Below are 16,815 nucleotides of genomic sequence, written 5' to 3' on the forward strand. Positions count from 1 at the left end.
CATGCTGCACCGCTTCCTGCGCTGGTTCGGCGCCGGCACCTCGCTACGGCGTCAGCTGCTCTTGTGGCTTCTGCTACCCCAGTTGGTGCTGTGGCTGGGCGGTGCACTCTTCACCTTCAAGCTCGCCGAGCGCTACGCCAACCAGGCGGTGGACGCCAGCCTGTCCCAGGCCAGCCGGGCGCTGGCACGGCAGGTCAAGCCCATGGGCACGGGCCTGCTGATCGACTTCCCCCGTGCCGCCCAGGACGTCCTGGAGGCCGACCCGGCTGACAAGCTGCTCTACACCGTCAGCTCGCCGCCTGGCGAGTTCATCCTCGGCAATCGCCAACTGCCCCTGCCCCAGGCGGTGCCCGAGCACCCGCGCCTGGGCGAGCCCTACTACTACGACAGCCAGGTACCCAATGCCACGACCCAGGGCACGGACCGCCTGCGCGTGGCCGCGCTGTACCTGCGCTACGGCGAGGCCGATGGGGACGACAAGGGCCGCACCATGCTGGTCCAGGTGGCACGCTCCAGCGCCAACCGCGAGGAGCTCGCGCGGCGGCTGTTGACCGACATGGTCCTGCCCCTGTCCCTGCTGATGGTGCTGATGACCATGATCGTGGCCGCGGGCATCCGTGCAGGCCTGGCGCCCATCGCGCGCCTGCGCAGCCTGGTCGAGGGCCGCAAGCCCAATGACCTGCGGCCCATCGAGCTGCATGTGGCGCCGCAGGAGCTGCGCAGCCTGGCCCATGCCATCAACGAGCTGCTGGAGGCCGTGCAGAGCAATGTGCAGGCCCAGCGCCGCTTCATCAGCGATGCCGCCCACCAGCTGCGCACGCCCCTGGCCGGGCTCAAGAGCCAGACCGAGCTGGCGCTGAAGGAGGCCGCCGAGCTGCCCGGCGAACCCGCGCTGCAGGAGCGCCTGCAGCGGGTGCACGAGAGCGCCAGCCGCAGCGCCCACCTGGTCAACCAGTTGCTGACACTGGCGCGCACGGAGCCCGAGTCGCAGGGCGCGCAATCGCGCCTGCGCCTGGACCTCGCCCGCCTGGCGCGAGAGGTCACGGCCGAGCTGGTGCCCCGCGCGCTGCAGGCCGGCGTGGACCTGGGCTTCGAAGGCGCCGATGACGCCACGCCGCTGTGGGTGCAGGGCGTGCCCCTGCTGCTGCGGGAGGCCCTGGTCAACGTGATCGATAACGCCCTGCGCTACGCAGGCCGCAGCGCCTCGGTCACCGTGCAGGCCGGCTCGGACGGCAATCACGCCTGTCTGAGCATCCGGGACAACGGGCCCGGCGTGCCAGCCGGCAGCGAGGCCCGGCTGTTCGAACGCTTCTACCGTGCCACGCTGGGCGGCAATGGCTGTGGCCTGGGCCTGGCCATCGTCAAGGAGATCGTCGAACGCCATGGAGGCCGCGTCAGCGCCTCCCCCGTGCAGCCGCAAGGGCTGCAGCTGGACCTCATCCTCCCGCTGGCCCCCTGAGCCCCGCGGGCCCCCGGCAGCGCGGCCCGCCCTGCCGCCCCCCCCTGCACGCCCCCACACCTGTGCCCCGAGCACCGGCATGGGGCTGCCTGCACCCTAATGGTAAGCACCTATAAACGTACATGAATGAATCATTAACATTAACAACGCATGCACAAAACATAAACACTTCATGAACGCCGGCGGCCGGACGCTGGCGCCATGGAGCCCCACGACGGAGACAATGCAGATGAAGTTCCCCCCACAAGCGCTGACGCGCCTGACCCTCCTGCTGAGCCTGGGCCTGGGTGCCGCCAGCGCACAGGCCCTGGACTGGACCGGCTACTTCCGGGCCGGCCCCGGCCTCACCTCCAACAACGCCTCTCGCGCCTGCTACGCCCTGAACGGCGGCAGCTCCGGCATGAAGTACCGCCTGGGCAACGAGTGCGACTTTTACGGCGAGTTCCAGCTGAGCCAGGGTTTCCAGAAGGACGGCGTCGACTACCGCGTCACGCTGATGACCAACCACTGGACGGGCGCCACCGACACCAATGGCAAGGGCCTGGCCATCGAGCAGATGTTCGCCGAGGCCAAGGGCTTCGACATCGCCCCCAACGCCACCTTCTGGATCGGCAAGGAGCGCGGCCGCCGCGGTGATGTGCACATCGTCGACACCTACTTCACCGAGATGGCCGGCGTGGGCGCAGGCGTCAAGGGTCTGGACGGCGGCCCCGGCAAGCTGGGCGTGGCCTTCTACAAGACCGAGACCAGCGCCGTGAAGCCGGGCCACCGCGCCAATGTGGAATGGGTGGACATCGCCGCCAATGATGAAGGCAAGCTGAACATCTTCCTCACGGCCACCAAGGGCAGCTTCGACGGCGGCACCTCGGGCCTCGGCGTAGCCCTGCGCCATGACCAGGCCAAGCTCTTCGGCACCGGCCTGTCCAACACTCTGTGGCTGCAGTACGCCCAGGGTTCGGCCGGGCTGAATTCCAACTTCGGCGACTTGGGCGCAGGATCGTCAGCCAAGAGCTATCGCCTGGTCGAGTCCATCGGCTGGCAGGACGGCGTCTTTGGCGGCCAGGCCATGCTGCTCCTGGCCAAGGAGACGGACGCAGCCGGCAAGAGCACCAAGTCGCTGTCCATCGGCGGTCGCGCGTCCTATGGCATGAGCCGCCACTTCAAGCTGGTGAGCGAAATTGGCGTCTCGCAGTACAAGCCCGATGGCGGCACCACCGCGCGTTTGACGAAGTTCACGATTGCCCCGACGCTGTCCATCGCCAACGACTTCTGGAGCCGACCGGAGTTCCGCCTCTACCTGACGCATGCCCGCTGGAACGATGCCGCCGGCAACGTTACCGGTCAGGCCGCTTTCGCGGACAAGAGCTCGGGCACCAGCGCGGGCGCCCAGGTGGAGTGGTGGTTCTGAGCGGCAAGCCGCTGCTGATGAACGACCGATGAACGCAGATGAACGCACAATCGCACCAGCCCGCCTGGCGACCCGTGCACACAAGAATCTGGAGACATACATGAACAACGCAAGCATCAAGGCACTGCGCCCCCTGGCCGTCGCGATGGCCGCCTCCCTCATGGCCTTCGCGGCGCAGGCCGGTGAGGTGGAGGTCCTGCACTGGTGGACCAGCGGTGGCGAGGCCAAGGCCGCCGTCGCCCTCAAGGGCACGCTGCAGGCCAAGGGCCACAGCTGGAAGGACTTCGCCGTGGCCGGTGGCGGCGGCGATTCCGCCATGACGGTGCTGAAGTCCCGCGTGGTCTCGGGCAATGCCCCGGCCGCCGCGCAGATCAAGGGCCCCTCGCTGCAGGAATGGGCGCAGGAGGGCGTGCTGGCCAATATGGACGAGCTCGCCAAGACCGAGAAGTGGGATGAGAGCCTGCCCAAGGTCGTCAGCGACATCATGAAGTACCAGGGCCACTACATCGCCGCCCCGGTCAATGTGCACCGAGTGAACTGGCTGTGGGTCAACCCGGAAGCGCTCAAGAAGGCCGGCGTCAAGGCGCCGACCACCTGGGACGAGTTCTTCGTGGCCGCCGACGCGCTGAAGAAGGCCGGCATCGTGCCCCTGGCCCACGGCGGCCAGAACTGGCAGGACTTCACCAGCTTCGAGGCCGTTGCCCTGGGCCTGGGCGGCGTGGACTTCTACCGCAAGGCCCTGGTCCAGCTGGACCCGGCCACGCTGAAGAGCCCCACGATGGAGAAGGTCCTGAGCACCTTCCGCCGCCTCAAGGACTACACCGACAAGAACGCCCCCGGCCGCGACTGGAACCTGGCCACGGCCATGGTCATCAAGGGCGAGGCCGGCATGCAGATCATGGGGGACTGGGCCAAGGGCGAGTTCGTGGCCGCAGGCAAGACCGCGGGCAAGGACTTCCTGTGCCTGCCCGCCCCGGGCACGGCCAAGGCCTTCACCTTCAACATCGACTCCTTCGCCTTCTTCAAGCTGAAGAACGAGGCCAACCAGAAGGCGCAGCGCGACCTGGCCTCGGCCGTCATGTCTCCGGACTTTCAGGAACTGTTCAACCTCAACAAGGGCTCCATCCCCGTCCGGATGAACATGAAGATGGACAAGTTCGACGACTGCGCGCGCGCATCGTCCAAGGACTTCGCCGACAGCGCCAAGGCCGCCACCCTGGTGCCGTCCATCGCCCACGGCATGGCCGTACCCTCGGCCGCCGAAGGTGCGATCAAGGACGTGGTCAGCCAGTTCTGGAACAGCGACAAGATGAGCACGGCCCAGGCCATGGACCGCCTCATCGCCGCGGCCAAGCAGCGCTGAGCGCGCGGGCAGGCGCGTTCGTCATGACGAGCGCCTGCCCCTTCTTCTTCAAGGATCTCTTGTAGCTCGGGTGCCCTGCGTGGCCCCTTGCCTGCACGCCTGCGCCTGTCTGCAGGTGCACTTTCAGGCCGCAGCGGCCCGGGCGTGCAGGTCTTTTTGAGCCCGCTCCCGCTCCGGCTCCCAATTCCTTCGACGCCTTCCAAAGGCCTGCCATGAATGCCCCTCCCCGCAGCCCCTGGCTGCCCAAGCTGGTCCTGGCGCCCTCCTTCCTGCTGGCGCTGTTCTTCATCTACGGCCTGATGGCCTGGAACGGTGTGCTCTCGCTTACCGCCTCGCGCCTGCTGCCCAACTACGAGTTCGTGGGCCTGGCGCAGTATGCGCAGCTCTTCGAGTCCGAGCGCTGGACCCTGGCCCTGCGCAACCTCGCGGTCTTCGGCACGCTGTTCGTGGGCGGCGCCACGGTGATGGGTCTGCTGCTGGCCATCCTGCTGGACCAGCGCATTCGCGCCGAAGGCGTGCTGCGCACGGTCTACCTCTACCCCATGGCGCTGTCCTTCATCGTGACGGGCACGGCCTGGAAATGGATCCTCAACCCCGGCCTCGGGCTGGAGCACCTGCTGCAGCAGTGGGGCTTCGAGAACGCGCGCTTCGACTGGCTGGTGGACGCCGACATGGCGATCTACTGCGTGGTCATCGCCGCCATCTGGCAAAGCTCGGGCTTCGTGATGGCCCTGTTCCTCGCGGGCCTGCGCGGCATCGACGACAGCATCATCAAGGCCGCGCAGGTGGACGGCGCCAGCCTGCCGCGCATCTACTGGCGCATCCTCATCCCCAGCCTGCGACCGGTCTTCTTCTCAACGCTGATGGTGGTGAGCCACCTGGCCATCAAGAGCTTCGACCTGGTGATGGCGCTCACCGCCGGCGGCCCCGGCTACGCGACCGACCTACCGGCCACGTTCATGTACACCATGGCCTTCAGCCGCGGCCAGATCGGCCTCGGGGCCGCCAGCGCCACGGTGATGCTGGCCACCATCGCGGCCATCGTCGTGCCCTACCTCTACTCCGAACTCCGTCAACGCGGGAGGCACGCATGAGCCGCTCCCTGACCGCCGCGCCCCGCCTGAGCCTGGGCCGCCTGGCCCTCTTCGCCGCCCTCGGCCTGCTGGCCCTGTTCTACCTGACCCCGCTCTACGTGATGGTGAGCACCTCACTCAAGAGCATGGAGGAGCTGCGCCAAGGCAGCCTGCTGTCCCTGCCCACGGCCCCCGAGCTGGGCGCCTGGGCCAAGGCCTGGTCCAGCGCCTGCACCGGCACGGACTGCAACGGCCTCAAGCCCTTCTTCATGAACTCGGTGGCCATGGTGGTGCCGGCGGTGATCATCTCCACGGCCCTGGGCGCCATCAACGGCTATGTGCTGACGAAGTGGCGCTTCCGGGGCAGCGAGCTGGTCTTTGCCCTGATGCTCTTCGGCGTCTTCATGCCCATGCAGGTAGTGCTGCTGCCCATGAGCCAGGTGCTGGGCCAGCTGGGCATCGCCAACTCGCTGGCGGGTCTCGTGCTGGTGCACGTGCTCGCGGGGCTGCCCTCGACCACGCTGTTCTTCCGCAACTACTACGCGGGTCTGCCGGATGAGCTGGTGAAGGCCGCCATGCTTGATGGCGCGGGCTTCTGGCAGATCTTCTGGCGCATCGTGCTGCCGCTGTCCGGCCCCATCCTGGTGGTGACGCTGATCTGGCAGTTCACCGCCATCTGGAACGACTTCCTCTACGGCGTCGTGTTCTCCGGCGCCGATGCCAAGCCCATCACCGTGGGCCTCAACAACCTGGCCAACACCTCCAGTTCGGTCAAGGAATACAACGTGGACATGGCCGCGGCACTGATTGCCGCCGCGCCGACCCTGCTGGTCTATGTGCTGGCGGGCAAGTACTTCGTGCGCGGCCTCACGGCCGGCGCGGTGAAAGGATGACACCATGGGTGCACTGAACCTCCAGCAGATTCGCAAGGGCTACGGCAGCGTCGAGATCCTCAAGGGCATAGACCTGGAGATCGAGGCGGGCGAGTTCCTCATCCTCGTAGGCCCCTCGGGCTGCGGCAAGTCCACGCTGCTGGCCATGATTGCCGGCCTGGAGCAGCCCAGCAGCGGTCGCATCCACATCGGGGACCGCGACGTCACGGACCTGCCCTCCAAGGACCGCGACATCGCCATGGTCTTCCAGAGCTACGCGCTCTACCCGAACATGAACGTGGCCCAGAACATCGCCTTCGCGCTGGAGATGCGCGGCATGAAGCGCGCCGAGCGGGATGTGGCCGTGGCCCGTGTGGCCAAGATGTTGCAGATCGAGCACCTGCTGCAGCGCAAGCCCGGGCAGCTCTCCGGCGGCCAGCGCCAGCGCGTGGCCATGGGGCGGGCGCTGGCCCGTGATCCCAAGCTCTTCCTTTTCGACGAGCCGTTGTCCAACCTCGACGCCAAGCTGCGCGTGGAGATGCGCGCCGAGATCAAGCTGCTGCACCAGCGCACCCGCACCACCACGGTCTACGTCACCCATGACCAGGTCGAGGCCATGACGCTGGGGGACCGCATCGCGGTGATGAAGGATGGCCAGGTCCAGCAGTTCGGCTCGCCGGAAGACATCTACAGCCGCCCGGCCAACCGCTTCGTGGCCGAGTTCATCGGCTCGCCGACCATGAACTTCGTCGGCGCCCGCTTCGATGGCAGCAACGCGCAGGCCGCGGGGCAGGTCCTGCCGCTGTCAGAGGCGCAGCGCCTCGCTCTGCAGCCACTGGCCGGCCAGGAACTGCTGTACGGCCTGCGGCCGGAGGACGTTCGACTCGCGGGTGAGGGCCTGGCCGGCCGCTTGCACATGATCGAGCCCACGGGGCCTGACACCTATGCCACCGTCGAGACGCCGGTGGGCCGCCTGACCAGCCGCGTGCCGGGCGCGCTGCATGCCCAGGTGGGGGACACGGTCCATCTGCAATGGGCGCCGCAGGCCGTCCATCTGTTCCAGGGCCAGGATGAAAGGCGCATCGCATGACCAGGGATCCGCTTCAGGCCCTGCCCCGGCTGGTGGGCGACATCGGCGGCACCAATGCCCGCTTCGCCTGGCAGGCCCATGCCCAAGCACCACTGGAGTGCGTGGAGACCCTGCCCTGTCAGGACTACCCGCAGCTGCAACAGGCTGTGGAAGATTACCTGGGCCGCATCGCCCGACCACACCCGCAGCAGGCCGCGCTAGGGCTTGCCAATCCGGTCACCGGCGACTGGATCCAGATGACCAACAACCACTGGGCCTTCTCCATCCAGGCGCTGCGCCAGGCACTGGGTCTGCAGAAGCTCGCCATCTACAACGACTTCTCCGCCCTGGCCCTGGCCCTGCCCTGCCTGCGCGAGGACGAGCGGCTGCACCTGGGCGGTGGTCCGGCCTTGCCTGACGCGGCACGGGCGCTGATCGGGCCTGGCACCGGCCTGGGGGTGTCCGGCCTGTTGCCCCAGCCTGGCGGCGGCTGGCGGGCGCTGGAGAGCGAGGGCGGGCATGCCACCCTGTGTGCCAGCACCGAGCGCGAGTGGCAGGTGCTGGTGCAACTGCAGCAGCGCTTCGGCCACGCCTCGGCCGAGCGCGTGCTCTCTGGCCCCGGCCTGGTCTGGACCTACGAGGCCCTGTGCGCCCTGGACGGCTGCCCGGTGCGCTACACGCAGCCGCCCGAGCTGGCCGATGCCGCCCTGGAACAGGCCGATGCACAGGCCGGCGAAGCCCTGGCCCTGTTCTTCGGCTTCCTGGGCGCCGTGGCCGGCAATCTGGCCCTGACCCTGGGGGCGCGCGGCGGGGTTTACCTGGGCGGCGGCGTGCTGCCGCGCATGGCCGACGCCCTGCAGCAGTCCTGCTTCATGGAGCGCTTTCTGGCCAAGGGGCGCATGCGCCCGCTGCTGGAGACCATGCCGGTCTACCTGATCACGGCTCAGGAGTCGCCTGCCCTGCGCGGTATGGCCCTGGCCCTGGACTAGACAGTCCCTCGCCCGCCGCTCACTGCGGCGGTGCGTCGTTGGGCAGCCAGCGCTTGTAGATGGCGCGGAAGCTGCCGTCGCGCTTCATCTCGCGCAGCTTGTCGTTCCAGAGCTGGACCAGGCTGTCGGGCGTCTCATGCGAGAAGGCGATATAGCCTTCGGAGCTGGCGTAGCTGTAGACGATCTCCAGGCTCTCCTCAGGGATGCCGGCCTGCGCCATGGTCTGGGGCATGGAAAGCCGTTCCGTGGCAAACAGCGTGGCCCGCCCGGCCAACAGCATGCGGATGCCCGTCACCGGATCCGCCACCGGCACCAGGTTCTTGAAGCCCATGGCGGCCAGTTGCTCCGAGGTGTACCAGTCCCTCACGACCAGCACGGACTCCGCGCGCTTGGCATCTTCCATGGAGCGCAGGCGCAGGCCGCCACGGGCCGGCGCATACAGCGAGCTGTAGAAGGTGACGATGGGGCCGACCCACTTGAACAGCTTCTCGCGCGCGGGCGTGCGTGCCATCGCGAAGAGCGCCACGCGTCCAGGCCCCTGCACCTCACGCAGGGCGCGGGACCAGGGCATGAGGGTGATTTCGTCCTTGAGGCCCAGGCGGCGCTCGATCTCCTGGACGATCTCTACGGAGAGCCCCTTGACCACCCCATCCTGCTGGAAATTGACCGGCGGGAAGTCCTCGGTGAGCAAGCGCAAAGGCTCGTTCGCCGTCGAGGCCGGCCCTTGCGCCGATGCCTGCGGCGCGCAGCAGAGGCTACAAAGGGTCAGGGCAAGGACGAGAGCGCGCATGGTGTACGGAGGACAGGGCTTGAGCAAGCCGTTGACAGGCGGCGCGGATGATAGGCAAGTCTGCACCGCCTTGCATGAAGCTGACGAAAGCGGCATGACAAATATCCGTCCGGCGCGGCAACAGTGCACGCTTCGCACACAGCAAGGCCTTGGCGATAAAAAGCCCCCAGGCCGGAGGGCGTGGGGGCTGCTGAGGGCGGCCAGGCGCGCCGGCCAGTGGTCTCATCAAAGCTTCTGGGCCTGCATGAAGTCGTCGAAGCCGGCTTCGGCGAAGCGGAACCACAGGTTCTGGTCACGGCGGAAGGCGGCCAGGTCCTCGTAGACCTTCTTCCAGTTCGGGTTCTTGGCCGACAGCTCGCTGTAGATGGCCATGGACTCCTTGAAGGCCAGGTCCAGCACATCACGCGGGAACTTGAAGAGCTTGGTGCCCGAGCCCACCAGACTCTTGAGGGCCTGCGGGTTCTTGGCGTCGTACTTGGCCTGCATGTCAATGTGGGCCTGCGCAGCAGCGCACTCCACAATGGCCTTGTACTCCGCACTCAGGCCGTCATAGGCCTTGGTGTTGATGTAGAAGTCCAGTTGCGGGCCGCCTTCCCACCAACCGGGGTAGTAGTAGTTCGGGGCGACCTTGTTGAAGCCCAGCTTCTGGTCGTCATAGGGACCGACCCACTCGGCGGCGTCGATGGTGCCCTTTTCCAAGGCCGAGTAGATTTCGCCACCAGGGATGTTCTGAGGCACGCCGCCCATGCGCTCCAGCACACGGCCAGCAAAGCCGCCGATGCGCATCTTCATGCCCTTGATGTCGGCCACGGACTTGATTTCCTTGCGATACCAGCCGCCCATCTGCGCACCGGTATTGCCGCCCAGGAAGTTGATGATGTTGTAGTTGCGATAGAACTCGCGCATCAGCTTCAGGCCGTTGCCTTCCACCATCCAGGCCGACATCTGCCGGCTGTTGAGGCCGAAGGGAATGGCACACCCCAGGGCGAAGGTTTCATCCTTGCCGAAGAAATAGTAAGGCGCGGTATGCGCCATTTCCACCGTGCCGTTCTGCACGCCGTCCACCACGCCGAACGGGGGCATCAGTTCGCCACCGGCATGCACGGAGATCTGGAACTTGCCGCCGGTCATCTCCGAAACCTTCTTCGCGAAGACATCGGCAGCGCCAAAAATGGTGTCCAGGGACTTGGGGAAACTGGATGCCAGGCGCCAGCGGATATTCGCTTGCGCATGCACGATGGCCGGTGCCGAAGCAGCAGCCAGAACACCTGCCAGGCCGGCCTGCTTCACGAAGGAACGACGTTCCATACACGACTCCTAGAAAAGTGGTCAAACGCGGGGGGAATCCCAGGTTGAAAATGATTCTAGGAGTGCCCCTCCTAGGTGCTGACAGGTACAAACCCGTGAAATGGGGCAGGATTGGGGCACGATTTTGTGCATCGCCCCTGTTGTCTGAAAACAGGCTGAAACGAGGCTTTCACGAAGCTGATTGCTGCCCCCTCGGACCAGGCTGCGGCAAGAAAAAGGCCCGCATGAAGCGGGCCCTCAGTCGTGCAGCCGGCGTCCGGCCGCTGCTCAGGCTCCAGCGAGCTTCATGCGCGAGAGCAGCAGCGAGCCCACCGACTTGCTGCCCAGGGTGTAGACATCGTTGCCGATGCCAACGATGTCCTGGAACATCTGGCGCATATTGCCTGCGATGGTCACCTCATGGACGGGGAAGGCAATCTCGCCGTTCTCCACCCAGTAGCCGCTGGCGCCGCGGGAATAGTCGCCGGTGACGTAGTTGACGCCCTGCCCCATCAGCTCGGTCACGAAAAGGCCGCGGCCCAGGCGGCGCAGCATGGTCGTCAGATCGTCCCCTGGTGCGGTGTTGCGGCTGCTCATGCGCAGGTTGTGCGAACCGCCCGCATGGCCCGTGGTGCGCAGGCCCAGCTTGCGGGCGGAATAGGTGGACAGGAAGTAGCCCTGCAGGACACCGGCCTCGACCACGGTGCGCGGCCGAGTGATGACACCCTCGTCGTCGAAGGGCGTGCTGCCCTTGCCCTTGGGCTGGTGCGGGTCTTCCTGCACATCGATGTGAGGCGCGAGCACCGGCTTGCCCAGGCTGTCCAGCAGGAAGCTGGCCTTGCGGTACAGCGCACCGCCGCTGGTGGCCTGAACCAGGGCGCCCAGCAGGCCGGCCGCCACGGTCGATTCGAACAGCACCGGCACCTCGGCCGTCTTGACGCGCCGGGCCTTCAGGCGGGACAAAGCCCGCTCGGCGGCATAGCGGCCGATGGCCTCGGGCGAAGCCAGGTCTTCGGCCGCGCGCATGGAGCTGTACCAGGCATCGCGCTGCATTCCGGCCCCTCGGCCCGCAATGGGCGCCACTGACAGCGTATGCCGAGAGCTCGCATAGCCGCCCATGAAGCCACGGGTATTGCCGGCGATGAAGTGCGACTGCTGGGCGGACACGGCCGCGCCTTCGGAATTGGCGATGCGCGGGTCGGTCGCAAAGCAGGCCGCTTCACACCGCAGGGCCAACTGGGCGGCGGCTTCGGCGTCCAGGTCCCAGGGATGGAAGAGATCCAGTTCCGGACGCTGGCTCGGATCGAGGGCCAGGTCTTGCTCGTCGGGCAGGCCGGCGAAGGCATCCTCGGCGGTGAAGCGGGCGATGTCGAAGGCCGCACGCACCGTGTCCTTGAGGGCCTGCGGCGAGAAATCAGAGGTGCTGGCATTGCCGCGGCGCTGGCCGAGGTAGACGGAGATGCCCAGGGTCTTGTCGCGGTTGCGCTCCACGTTCTCCAGCTCGCCACGGCGCACGGAGACGGACAGGCCGCAGCCCTCGGAGACCTCAGCGCCGGCATCGCTGGCACCCAGGCGGCGCGCCTCGTTCAAGGCATCTTCCACCAACTGGCGGAACTGGTCCTGGCTGTAGGCAAAGCCGTGGACGGCATGAGCGCTCGAAGCGGGGTTCTCGGTGGTCTTGGTCATGTGCTGGAATAGGGTCTGACCGGCGGATGGCCGGGGTGGGCGACTATCATACGAGCCTTGGCGCCCCGCCGCCCGCACAGCGCTGGCACCGTGGAACGCCCCTGCCGTATCGAGCACCCATGCACCATTCCTACGACGACACCGGCGCTGACGACGAGTTCAGCCGCCCCAGCAAGAGCCAGCTCAAGCGCGACATGCACGACCTGCAGTCCCTGGGCGAAGACCTGCTGACCCTGCCTGCCAGCCGCCTTGAGCCGCTGAACCTGCCCGAAATCCTGCTGGACGCCATAAAGGCCGCCAAGAAGATCAGCAATTTCGAGGGCCGTCGGCGGCAGATGCAGTACATCGGCAAGCTGATGCGCAAGATCGATGCCGAACCCGTGCGCCAGGCCGTGGCCGACTTCAAGCTGGGGCGCGCCCAGGACAGCCTCACCTTGCATGAAAGCGAGGCCTGGCGCGAGCGCCTGCTGGCCCAGGACGAGGCGCTGCAAGACTTCATCGCCGATCATCCGGGCGTGGACGTCCAACAGCTGCGCAGTCTCCTTCGCGCTGCGCGCAAGGACGCTGCGGCGGCCCCCGAGCAGCGCAGCGGGCGCGCGTTCCGCGAGCTGTTCCAGTTCATCAAGGCCGAGGCCAAGCGCATGACCCAGGATCAATCCGCCGAGAGGCTGGAGGGTGACGGCGATGAGTGATATGCCGGGATCGGCTGATTTCGAGCCGGTGCGCATCGGTATCGTCTCCATCTCGGACCGCGCCTCTACCGGCGTCTACGAGGACAAGGGCTTGCCCGCACTGAAGGACTGGCTGGGCCAGGCCCTGCACAACCCCCTGCACTTCGAAGCCCGCCTGATCCCCGACGAACGCCCGCTGATCGCCGCCACATTGCGCGAGCTGGTCGACGAGGCCCGCTGCGACCTGGTGCTGACCACCGGCGGCACCGGCCCTGCTCCGCGCGACGTGACGCCCGAAGCCACCCTGGACGTGGCCGACCGCGAGATGCCCGGCTTTGGCGAGCAGATGCGCCAGATCTCCCTGCGTTTCGTGCCCACGGCCATCCTCTCGCGCCAGACGGCCGTCATCCGCGGCAAGGCCCTGATCCTGAACCTGCCCGGCCAGCCCAAGAGCATTGCCGAGACCCTGGAGGGCCTGAAGTCACCCACGGGTGAGATGCAGGTCAGCGGCATCTTTGCCGCAGTGCCCTATTGCATCGACCTGATCGGCGGCCCCTACCTCGAAACCCGCGAAGAACGCATCAAGGCTTTCCGCCCCAAGAATGCGGTACGAGCCAGGCCCCAGGCCTGAGCGACGCCACTGTGACCTGCCTTACTTGACCAGTCGGCTCAGCGAGGCAGCATCAAAGCATTCATCCTGCTGCGCGTCCTGCGGCACGCAGTCGCTGCGCTGGGTCTCTGACAGCTTGGCGATGGCCTGCCACAGCAGTGCGATCTGATGCTCGTGGCCGGCGGCGTTGTCGATCAGGCCCTTCATCGCCAGGGCTACCGGGTCGTCGCCCTGGGTCACGCCATAGGCCGAGAAGCCCATGCGGGCAGCCGCCGCTTCGCGCTGTGCCTCCGCCTGAGCCTCGATGATGCGGGCCGGATTGCCCACGGCCGTCGCACCCGCAGGCACCGGCTTGGTCACCACCGCGCCGGAACCGATACGCGCGCCAGCGCCCACGGTGAAGCCGCCCAGCACACAGGCATTGGCGCCCACGATGACACCAGGCTCCAGGGTCGGGTGGCGCTTGGCGCCCTTCACCAGAGACGTACCGCCCAGCGTCACGCCCTGGTAGATGGTGCAGCCCTCGCCGATTTCGGCCATCTCACCGATCACGATGCCCATGCCGTGGTCGATGAAGACGCGGCGGGCGATCGTGGCACCGGGATGGATTTCGATGCCGGTCAGAAAGCGCGACAGATGCGAGATGAAGCGCCCCAGCCACTTGAACCCGTGCCGCCAGCACCAACTGGCTCGGCGGTGGAGCACCAGGGCATGCAGGCCGGGATAACAGGTCAGCACCTCCCAGCTGCTGCGAGCCGCGGGATCGCGCTCAAGAATCAGCTGGATGTCTTCACGCAGGCGCTTGAACATGGTGGCGATGCCGAGGGGGTCGTGAACAAGGGAGCGTCAGTGTAGCGGTGGGGGCCGGCGCTGGTGCCCGTGGGGAAATTGCTCAGTCCTCGGTGGCTTCGCCCTTGTGCGAGGCCGGCTGCTGCAGGCGCAGCATGCTGCGGGCCATGCCGCGCAGGATGTGCACTTCCTCCTGAGTCAGTTGGGCTCGATTGAACAGCTGGTTCAGCCGCGGCATCAGCTTCTTGGGCGCCGCCGGATCCAGATAGCCGATGTGCTCCAGGGCCTCCTGGAGATGGCTCAGAAGCCCCTGCACCGCGCGGCCATCGGCGAGCTGTGGATCGGCCGTGCGTGCCGCCACCTCGAATCCACCCAGTGCCTGTCGCCATTCATATGCCAGCAGTTGCACGGCCTGCGACAGATTCAGCGAGCCGTAGTCCGGATGGGTCGGAATGGAGAGCACCGCGTGGCAGCGGTACACATCCTCATTGCTCATGCCATAGCGTTCGGAGCCGAAGACCAGGCCCAGCTTGTGCCCCGAAGCCGCCAACTGCGCGAACAGAGGCCGCGGCGCAGAGGTGGGCGGGCCGAAGTCGCGCGGGGTCATGGCGGTGGCACAGGCGAAGGTCACGCCGTCCAGCGCCTCTTCCAGCGTGTCCACGATGCGAGCACGGGCCAGGATGTCGGCCGCACCGCTGGCCATGGCGATGGTGTCTTCCTGGCTCAGCACGTCGGCGAAGCGTGGGCGCACCAGCACCAGCTCGGAGAAGCCCATGACCTTCATGGCGCGGGCGGCAGCGCCCACATTGCCGGGGTGGCTGGTCTGAATCAAGACAAATCGTGTGGATTCCACGCTGGCGGACATGGGCTTCTCGGCTAAAATGCTGGATTATCCGCGCCGTGGATGCCGCCCGCAGATCCTTCGAGATCCGCTGCTTGGCCGCACAGCGCCACGCTCTTTTCCTTCGCCAGTCCACCTCCTTCGTTTGCAGGTTCACGCATGACGCAAGCTTCACTCCATCCCATGCTCAACGTCGCCATCAAGGCGGCCCGTGCAGCGGGATCCATCATCAACCGCGCCTCCCTGGACCTCGACATCCTCAAGATCAACAGCAAGTCGCCCAATGACTTCGTGACCGAGGTGGACCAGGCTGCCGAGCAGCTCATCATCGAGACCCTGCTGCAGGCCTATCCCGAGCACGGCATCTTGGCCGAAGAGTCGGGTCGCGAACACGGCAACAAGACGTCCGAATTCCAGTGGATCATCGATCCGCTCGACGGCACCACCAACTTCATCCACGGCTTTCCTGTCTATGCGGTGTCCATCGCCCTGGCCCACCGCGGCGTGGTCCAGCAAGCCGTGGTTTACGACCCGACCCGCAACGACCTCTTCTACGCCACCAAGGGCCGCGGCGCCTACCTGAACGATCGCCGCCTGCGCGTCTCGCGTCGTACCCGCCTGAGCGATGCCCTGATCGGCACCGGCTTCCCTTTCCGCCGCGGGGACAACTTCAAGCGCTACCTGAAGATGTTCGAGGCCGTGATGCAGGAATGCGCCGGCCTTCGCCGCCCGGGCGCTGCTGCCCTGGACCTCTGCTATGTGGCAGCCGGCTACTACGACGCCTTCTTCGAGACCGGACTGAACCCCTGGGACGTGGCCGCCGGTTCGCTGATCATTGCCGAGGCCGGTGGCCTGGTGGGCAATTTCACTGGCGAGGCCGACTTCCTGCACCAGCGTGAGATCGTTGCGGGCAATCCGCGCATCTACGGTCAATTGGTCCAGATCCTGGCGCCCTACACCCGCGTGATCAAGCAGGAAGAACTGGACGAGGATGCCGCCAAGCCAGCGGCCGACGCCAGCGCCGAAGTAGCCAGGAAGGTTGCGGCCGTTCCGGCTGAGCGCAAGCGCGGCCCTGTACGCATCAAGAAGACCGACAAGAGCAGCGACGACGCGCCGCTGTGATCACACCCTGGCGGCCCCCGCCGCCAGCCAGCGCAAGGGCGCCCGCGATGGGTCATCGGGGCGCCTTTTTCACGTCCAGGTACTTCCCATGACAGTGGACTGACTGGCCTGGTTGACGGGACCGGGCACGCCGACATGCTCACGCTCCCGCAGGCGCTGCAGGTCTTCCACGGTGTCCACGCTCTCCAGCACGCCGGGGTCAGGCACCTCGATGCCCACCGCCGGATAACGCGCCACCAGCCGCCGCGCGCCTTCGTCGCCCTGCAGCCCAACCAGGTCCGAGTAGAGTTCGGCCGAGAAAGCCAGTGGATGGCCGCTGCGGCCTTTGTGCTGGGCAAAGGCCACCGCCTGCTCGCCAAGCCCTTGGGCGACGGCACGCAGGGTATCGGGGCTGACGCTGGGCATGTCGCCGGGCATCAGCACCCAACCAGGCGCATCGCCAGTGGCCGACACCCCGGCAGCGATGCTGTGTCCCATGCCGAAAGGCAAGACCTGACCCTGCATGCCACGCTCAGGCAGCACCACCAGTTGATCAAGCCGCAGCACCAGGCTCTGCACCTGGTCCTGCATGGCTTGCGTCGTGACAATCACCCATGGCAGGCCCGTTGCCTGCACCTGGGCGACGGTACGCTGCAGCACCGTCTCCCCGGCCTTCAGCTCCTGATGGAGCTTGTGGCCGGGGCCTTTGAAACGGCAGCCCTGGCCAGCGGCCAGCACGACGACAACAGGCCGTCGTTCATTCATTCGAATCACCTTTTCATGTCGCCGCCTGTTTAGCGGCTGTTG

At 66.8% G+C, this 16,815-nt stretch carries 16 protein-coding genes; 10 read left to right on the top strand and 6 right to left on the bottom strand.

What is annotated here, in order from left to right; genetic code table 11:
• Nucleotide 1: 1 nt before the first annotated feature.
• From ACS5PK_RS12850 to glk, 7 genes are all read left to right on the top strand, one after another.
• Nucleotides 2-1,459, top strand: a complete 1,458-nt coding sequence (locus tag ACS5PK_RS12850; RefSeq protein WP_439440644.1) for a sensor histidine kinase N-terminal domain-containing protein — start codon at nucleotides 2-4, stop codon at nucleotides 1,457-1,459.
• Between the two features lie 229 nt (nucleotides 1,460-1,688).
• Nucleotides 1,689-2,867: a maltoporin gene (locus ACS5PK_RS12855; RefSeq protein WP_439440645.1), complete on the top strand. Its 1,179-nt coding sequence runs from the start codon at nucleotides 1,689-1,691 to the stop codon at nucleotides 2,865-2,867.
• A 100-nt stretch (nucleotides 2,868-2,967) separates the two neighbouring features.
• Nucleotides 2,968-4,230, top strand: coding sequence for an ABC transporter substrate-binding protein (locus ACS5PK_RS12860; protein ID WP_439440646.1), 1,263 nt, complete (start codon nucleotides 2,968-2,970; stop codon nucleotides 4,228-4,230).
• A gap of 212 nt (nucleotides 4,231-4,442) precedes the next feature.
• Nucleotides 4,443-5,324, top strand: a complete 882-nt coding sequence (locus tag ACS5PK_RS12865; protein ID WP_347610683.1) for a carbohydrate ABC transporter permease — start codon at nucleotides 4,443-4,445, stop codon at nucleotides 5,322-5,324.
• The gene (locus tag ACS5PK_RS12870) at nucleotides 5,321-6,196 is read left to right on the top strand and encodes a carbohydrate ABC transporter permease (RefSeq protein ID WP_439440647.1); all 876 of its coding nucleotides are present in this window, start codon (nucleotides 5,321-5,323) and stop codon (nucleotides 6,194-6,196) included. Before ACS5PK_RS12865 ends, ACS5PK_RS12870 begins: the two co-directional genes overlap by 4 nt.
• A 4-nt stretch (nucleotides 6,197-6,200) precedes the next feature.
• Nucleotides 6,201-7,265 (top strand): ABC transporter ATP-binding protein, encoded by a 1,065-nt coding sequence (locus ACS5PK_RS12875; protein WP_439440648.1) that lies wholly within the window; start codon nucleotides 6,201-6,203, stop codon nucleotides 7,263-7,265.
• On the top strand, nucleotides 7,262-8,233 hold the full coding sequence (gene glk / locus ACS5PK_RS12880; protein ID WP_439440649.1) for a glucokinase: 972 nt from the start codon (nucleotides 7,262-7,264) through the stop codon (nucleotides 8,231-8,233). Before ACS5PK_RS12875 ends, glk begins: the two co-directional genes overlap by 4 nt.
• Nucleotides 8,234-8,252: 19 nt before the next feature.
• On the opposite strand, the gene ACS5PK_RS12885 is transcribed toward glk, so the two are convergent.
• From ACS5PK_RS12885 to pmbA, 3 genes are all read right to left on the bottom strand, one after another.
• Nucleotides 8,253-8,924: a substrate-binding periplasmic protein gene (locus ACS5PK_RS12885; protein WP_439440650.1), complete on the bottom strand. Its 672-nt coding sequence runs from the start codon at nucleotides 8,922-8,924 to the stop codon at nucleotides 8,253-8,255.
• Between the two features lie 324 nt (nucleotides 8,925-9,248).
• Nucleotides 9,249-10,331: a TRAP transporter substrate-binding protein gene (locus tag ACS5PK_RS12890; RefSeq protein ID WP_439440651.1), complete on the bottom strand. Its 1,083-nt coding sequence runs from the start codon at nucleotides 10,329-10,331 to the stop codon at nucleotides 9,249-9,251.
• 267 nt (nucleotides 10,332-10,598) lie between these two features.
• Nucleotides 10,599-11,996 carry a metalloprotease PmbA gene (gene pmbA / locus ACS5PK_RS12895; protein ID WP_439440652.1) on the bottom strand — a complete coding sequence of 466 codons (1,398 nt, stop codon included), beginning with the start codon at nucleotides 11,994-11,996 and terminating at the stop codon, nucleotides 10,599-10,601.
• A 119-nt stretch (nucleotides 11,997-12,115) separates the two neighbouring features.
• On the opposite strand from pmbA, the gene yjgA reads away from it, so the two are divergent.
• Together yjgA and mog are read left to right on the top strand one after the other, a co-directional pair.
• The gene (yjgA, locus tag ACS5PK_RS12900) at nucleotides 12,116-12,688 is read left to right on the top strand and encodes a ribosome biogenesis factor YjgA (protein ID WP_439440653.1); all 573 of its coding nucleotides are present in this window, start codon (nucleotides 12,116-12,118) and stop codon (nucleotides 12,686-12,688) included.
• Nucleotides 12,681-13,298, top strand: coding sequence for a molybdopterin adenylyltransferase (mog, locus tag ACS5PK_RS12905; RefSeq protein WP_439440654.1), 618 nt, complete (start codon nucleotides 12,681-12,683; stop codon nucleotides 13,296-13,298). The genes yjgA and mog overlap by 8 nt, the downstream gene beginning before the upstream one ends.
• Nucleotides 13,299-13,319: 21 nt before the next feature.
• Here the strand turns inward: mog and cysE are convergent, their stop codons facing one another.
• Nucleotides 13,320-14,087, bottom strand: coding sequence for a serine O-acetyltransferase (gene cysE, locus ACS5PK_RS12910; RefSeq protein WP_439440655.1), 768 nt, complete (start codon nucleotides 14,085-14,087; stop codon nucleotides 13,320-13,322).
• Between the two features lie 82 nt (nucleotides 14,088-14,169).
• Nucleotides 14,170-14,931 (bottom strand): RNA methyltransferase, encoded by a 762-nt coding sequence (locus ACS5PK_RS12915; protein WP_439440656.1) that lies wholly within the window; start codon nucleotides 14,929-14,931, stop codon nucleotides 14,170-14,172.
• Between the two features lie 135 nt (nucleotides 14,932-15,066).
• Here ACS5PK_RS12915 and ACS5PK_RS12920 point away from each other — a divergent pair, with 135 nt between their 5' ends.
• On the top strand, nucleotides 15,067-16,029 hold the full coding sequence (locus ACS5PK_RS12920) for an inositol monophosphatase family protein (RefSeq protein ID WP_439440657.1): 963 nt from the start codon (nucleotides 15,067-15,069) through the stop codon (nucleotides 16,027-16,029).
• Nucleotides 16,030-16,098: 69 nt separating this feature from the next.
• On the opposite strand, the gene ACS5PK_RS12925 is transcribed toward ACS5PK_RS12920, so the two are convergent.
• The gene (locus ACS5PK_RS12925) at nucleotides 16,099-16,773 is read right to left on the bottom strand and encodes a nucleotidyltransferase family protein (protein WP_439440658.1); all 675 of its coding nucleotides are present in this window, start codon (nucleotides 16,771-16,773) and stop codon (nucleotides 16,099-16,101) included.
• Between the last annotated feature and the right edge of the window lie 42 nt (nucleotides 16,774-16,815).

The organism is Roseateles sp. DB2 (assembly GCF_051857535.1).
Classification (GTDB): Bacteria; Pseudomonadota; Gammaproteobacteria; order Burkholderiales; family Burkholderiaceae_C; genus Roseateles_B.

Coding starts and splice junctions, on each gene's coding strand:
- glk (WP_439440649.1), top strand. CDS start 7,262: ATGACCAGGGATCCGCTTCAGGCCCTGCCCCGGCTGGTGGGCGACATC.
- mog (WP_439440654.1), top strand. CDS start 12,681: ATGAGTGATATGCCGGGATCGGCTGATTTCGAGCCGGTGCGCATCGGT.
- yjgA (WP_439440653.1), top strand. CDS start 12,116: ATGCACCATTCCTACGACGACACCGGCGCTGACGACGAGTTCAGCCGC.
- ACS5PK_RS12850 (WP_439440644.1), top strand. CDS start 2: ATGCTGCACCGCTTCCTGCGCTGGTTCGGCGCCGGCACCTCGCTACGG.
- ACS5PK_RS12860 (WP_439440646.1), top strand. CDS start 2,968: ATGAACAACGCAAGCATCAAGGCACTGCGCCCCCTGGCCGTCGCGATG.
- ACS5PK_RS12920 (WP_439440657.1), top strand. CDS start 15,067: ATGACGCAAGCTTCACTCCATCCCATGCTCAACGTCGCCATCAAGGCG.
- ACS5PK_RS12875 (WP_439440648.1), top strand. CDS start 6,201: ATGGGTGCACTGAACCTCCAGCAGATTCGCAAGGGCTACGGCAGCGTC.
- ACS5PK_RS12865 (WP_347610683.1), top strand. CDS start 4,443: ATGAATGCCCCTCCCCGCAGCCCCTGGCTGCCCAAGCTGGTCCTGGCG.
- ACS5PK_RS12890 (WP_439440651.1), bottom strand. CDS start 10,331: ATGGAACGTCGTTCCTTCGTGAAGCAGGCCGGCCTGGCAGGTGTTCTG.
- ACS5PK_RS12915 (WP_439440656.1), bottom strand. CDS start 14,931: ATGTCCGCCAGCGTGGAATCCACACGATTTGTCTTGATTCAGACCAGC.
- ACS5PK_RS12855 (WP_439440645.1), top strand. CDS start 1,689: ATGAAGTTCCCCCCACAAGCGCTGACGCGCCTGACCCTCCTGCTGAGC.
- cysE (WP_439440655.1), bottom strand. CDS start 14,087: ATGTTCAAGCGCCTGCGTGAAGACATCCAGCTGATTCTTGAGCGCGAT.
- pmbA (WP_439440652.1), bottom strand. CDS start 11,996: ATGACCAAGACCACCGAGAACCCCGCTTCGAGCGCTCATGCCGTCCAC.
- ACS5PK_RS12925 (WP_439440658.1), bottom strand. CDS start 16,773: ATGAATGAACGACGGCCTGTTGTCGTCGTGCTGGCCGCTGGCCAGGGC.
- ACS5PK_RS12870 (WP_439440647.1), top strand. CDS start 5,321: ATGAGCCGCTCCCTGACCGCCGCGCCCCGCCTGAGCCTGGGCCGCCTG.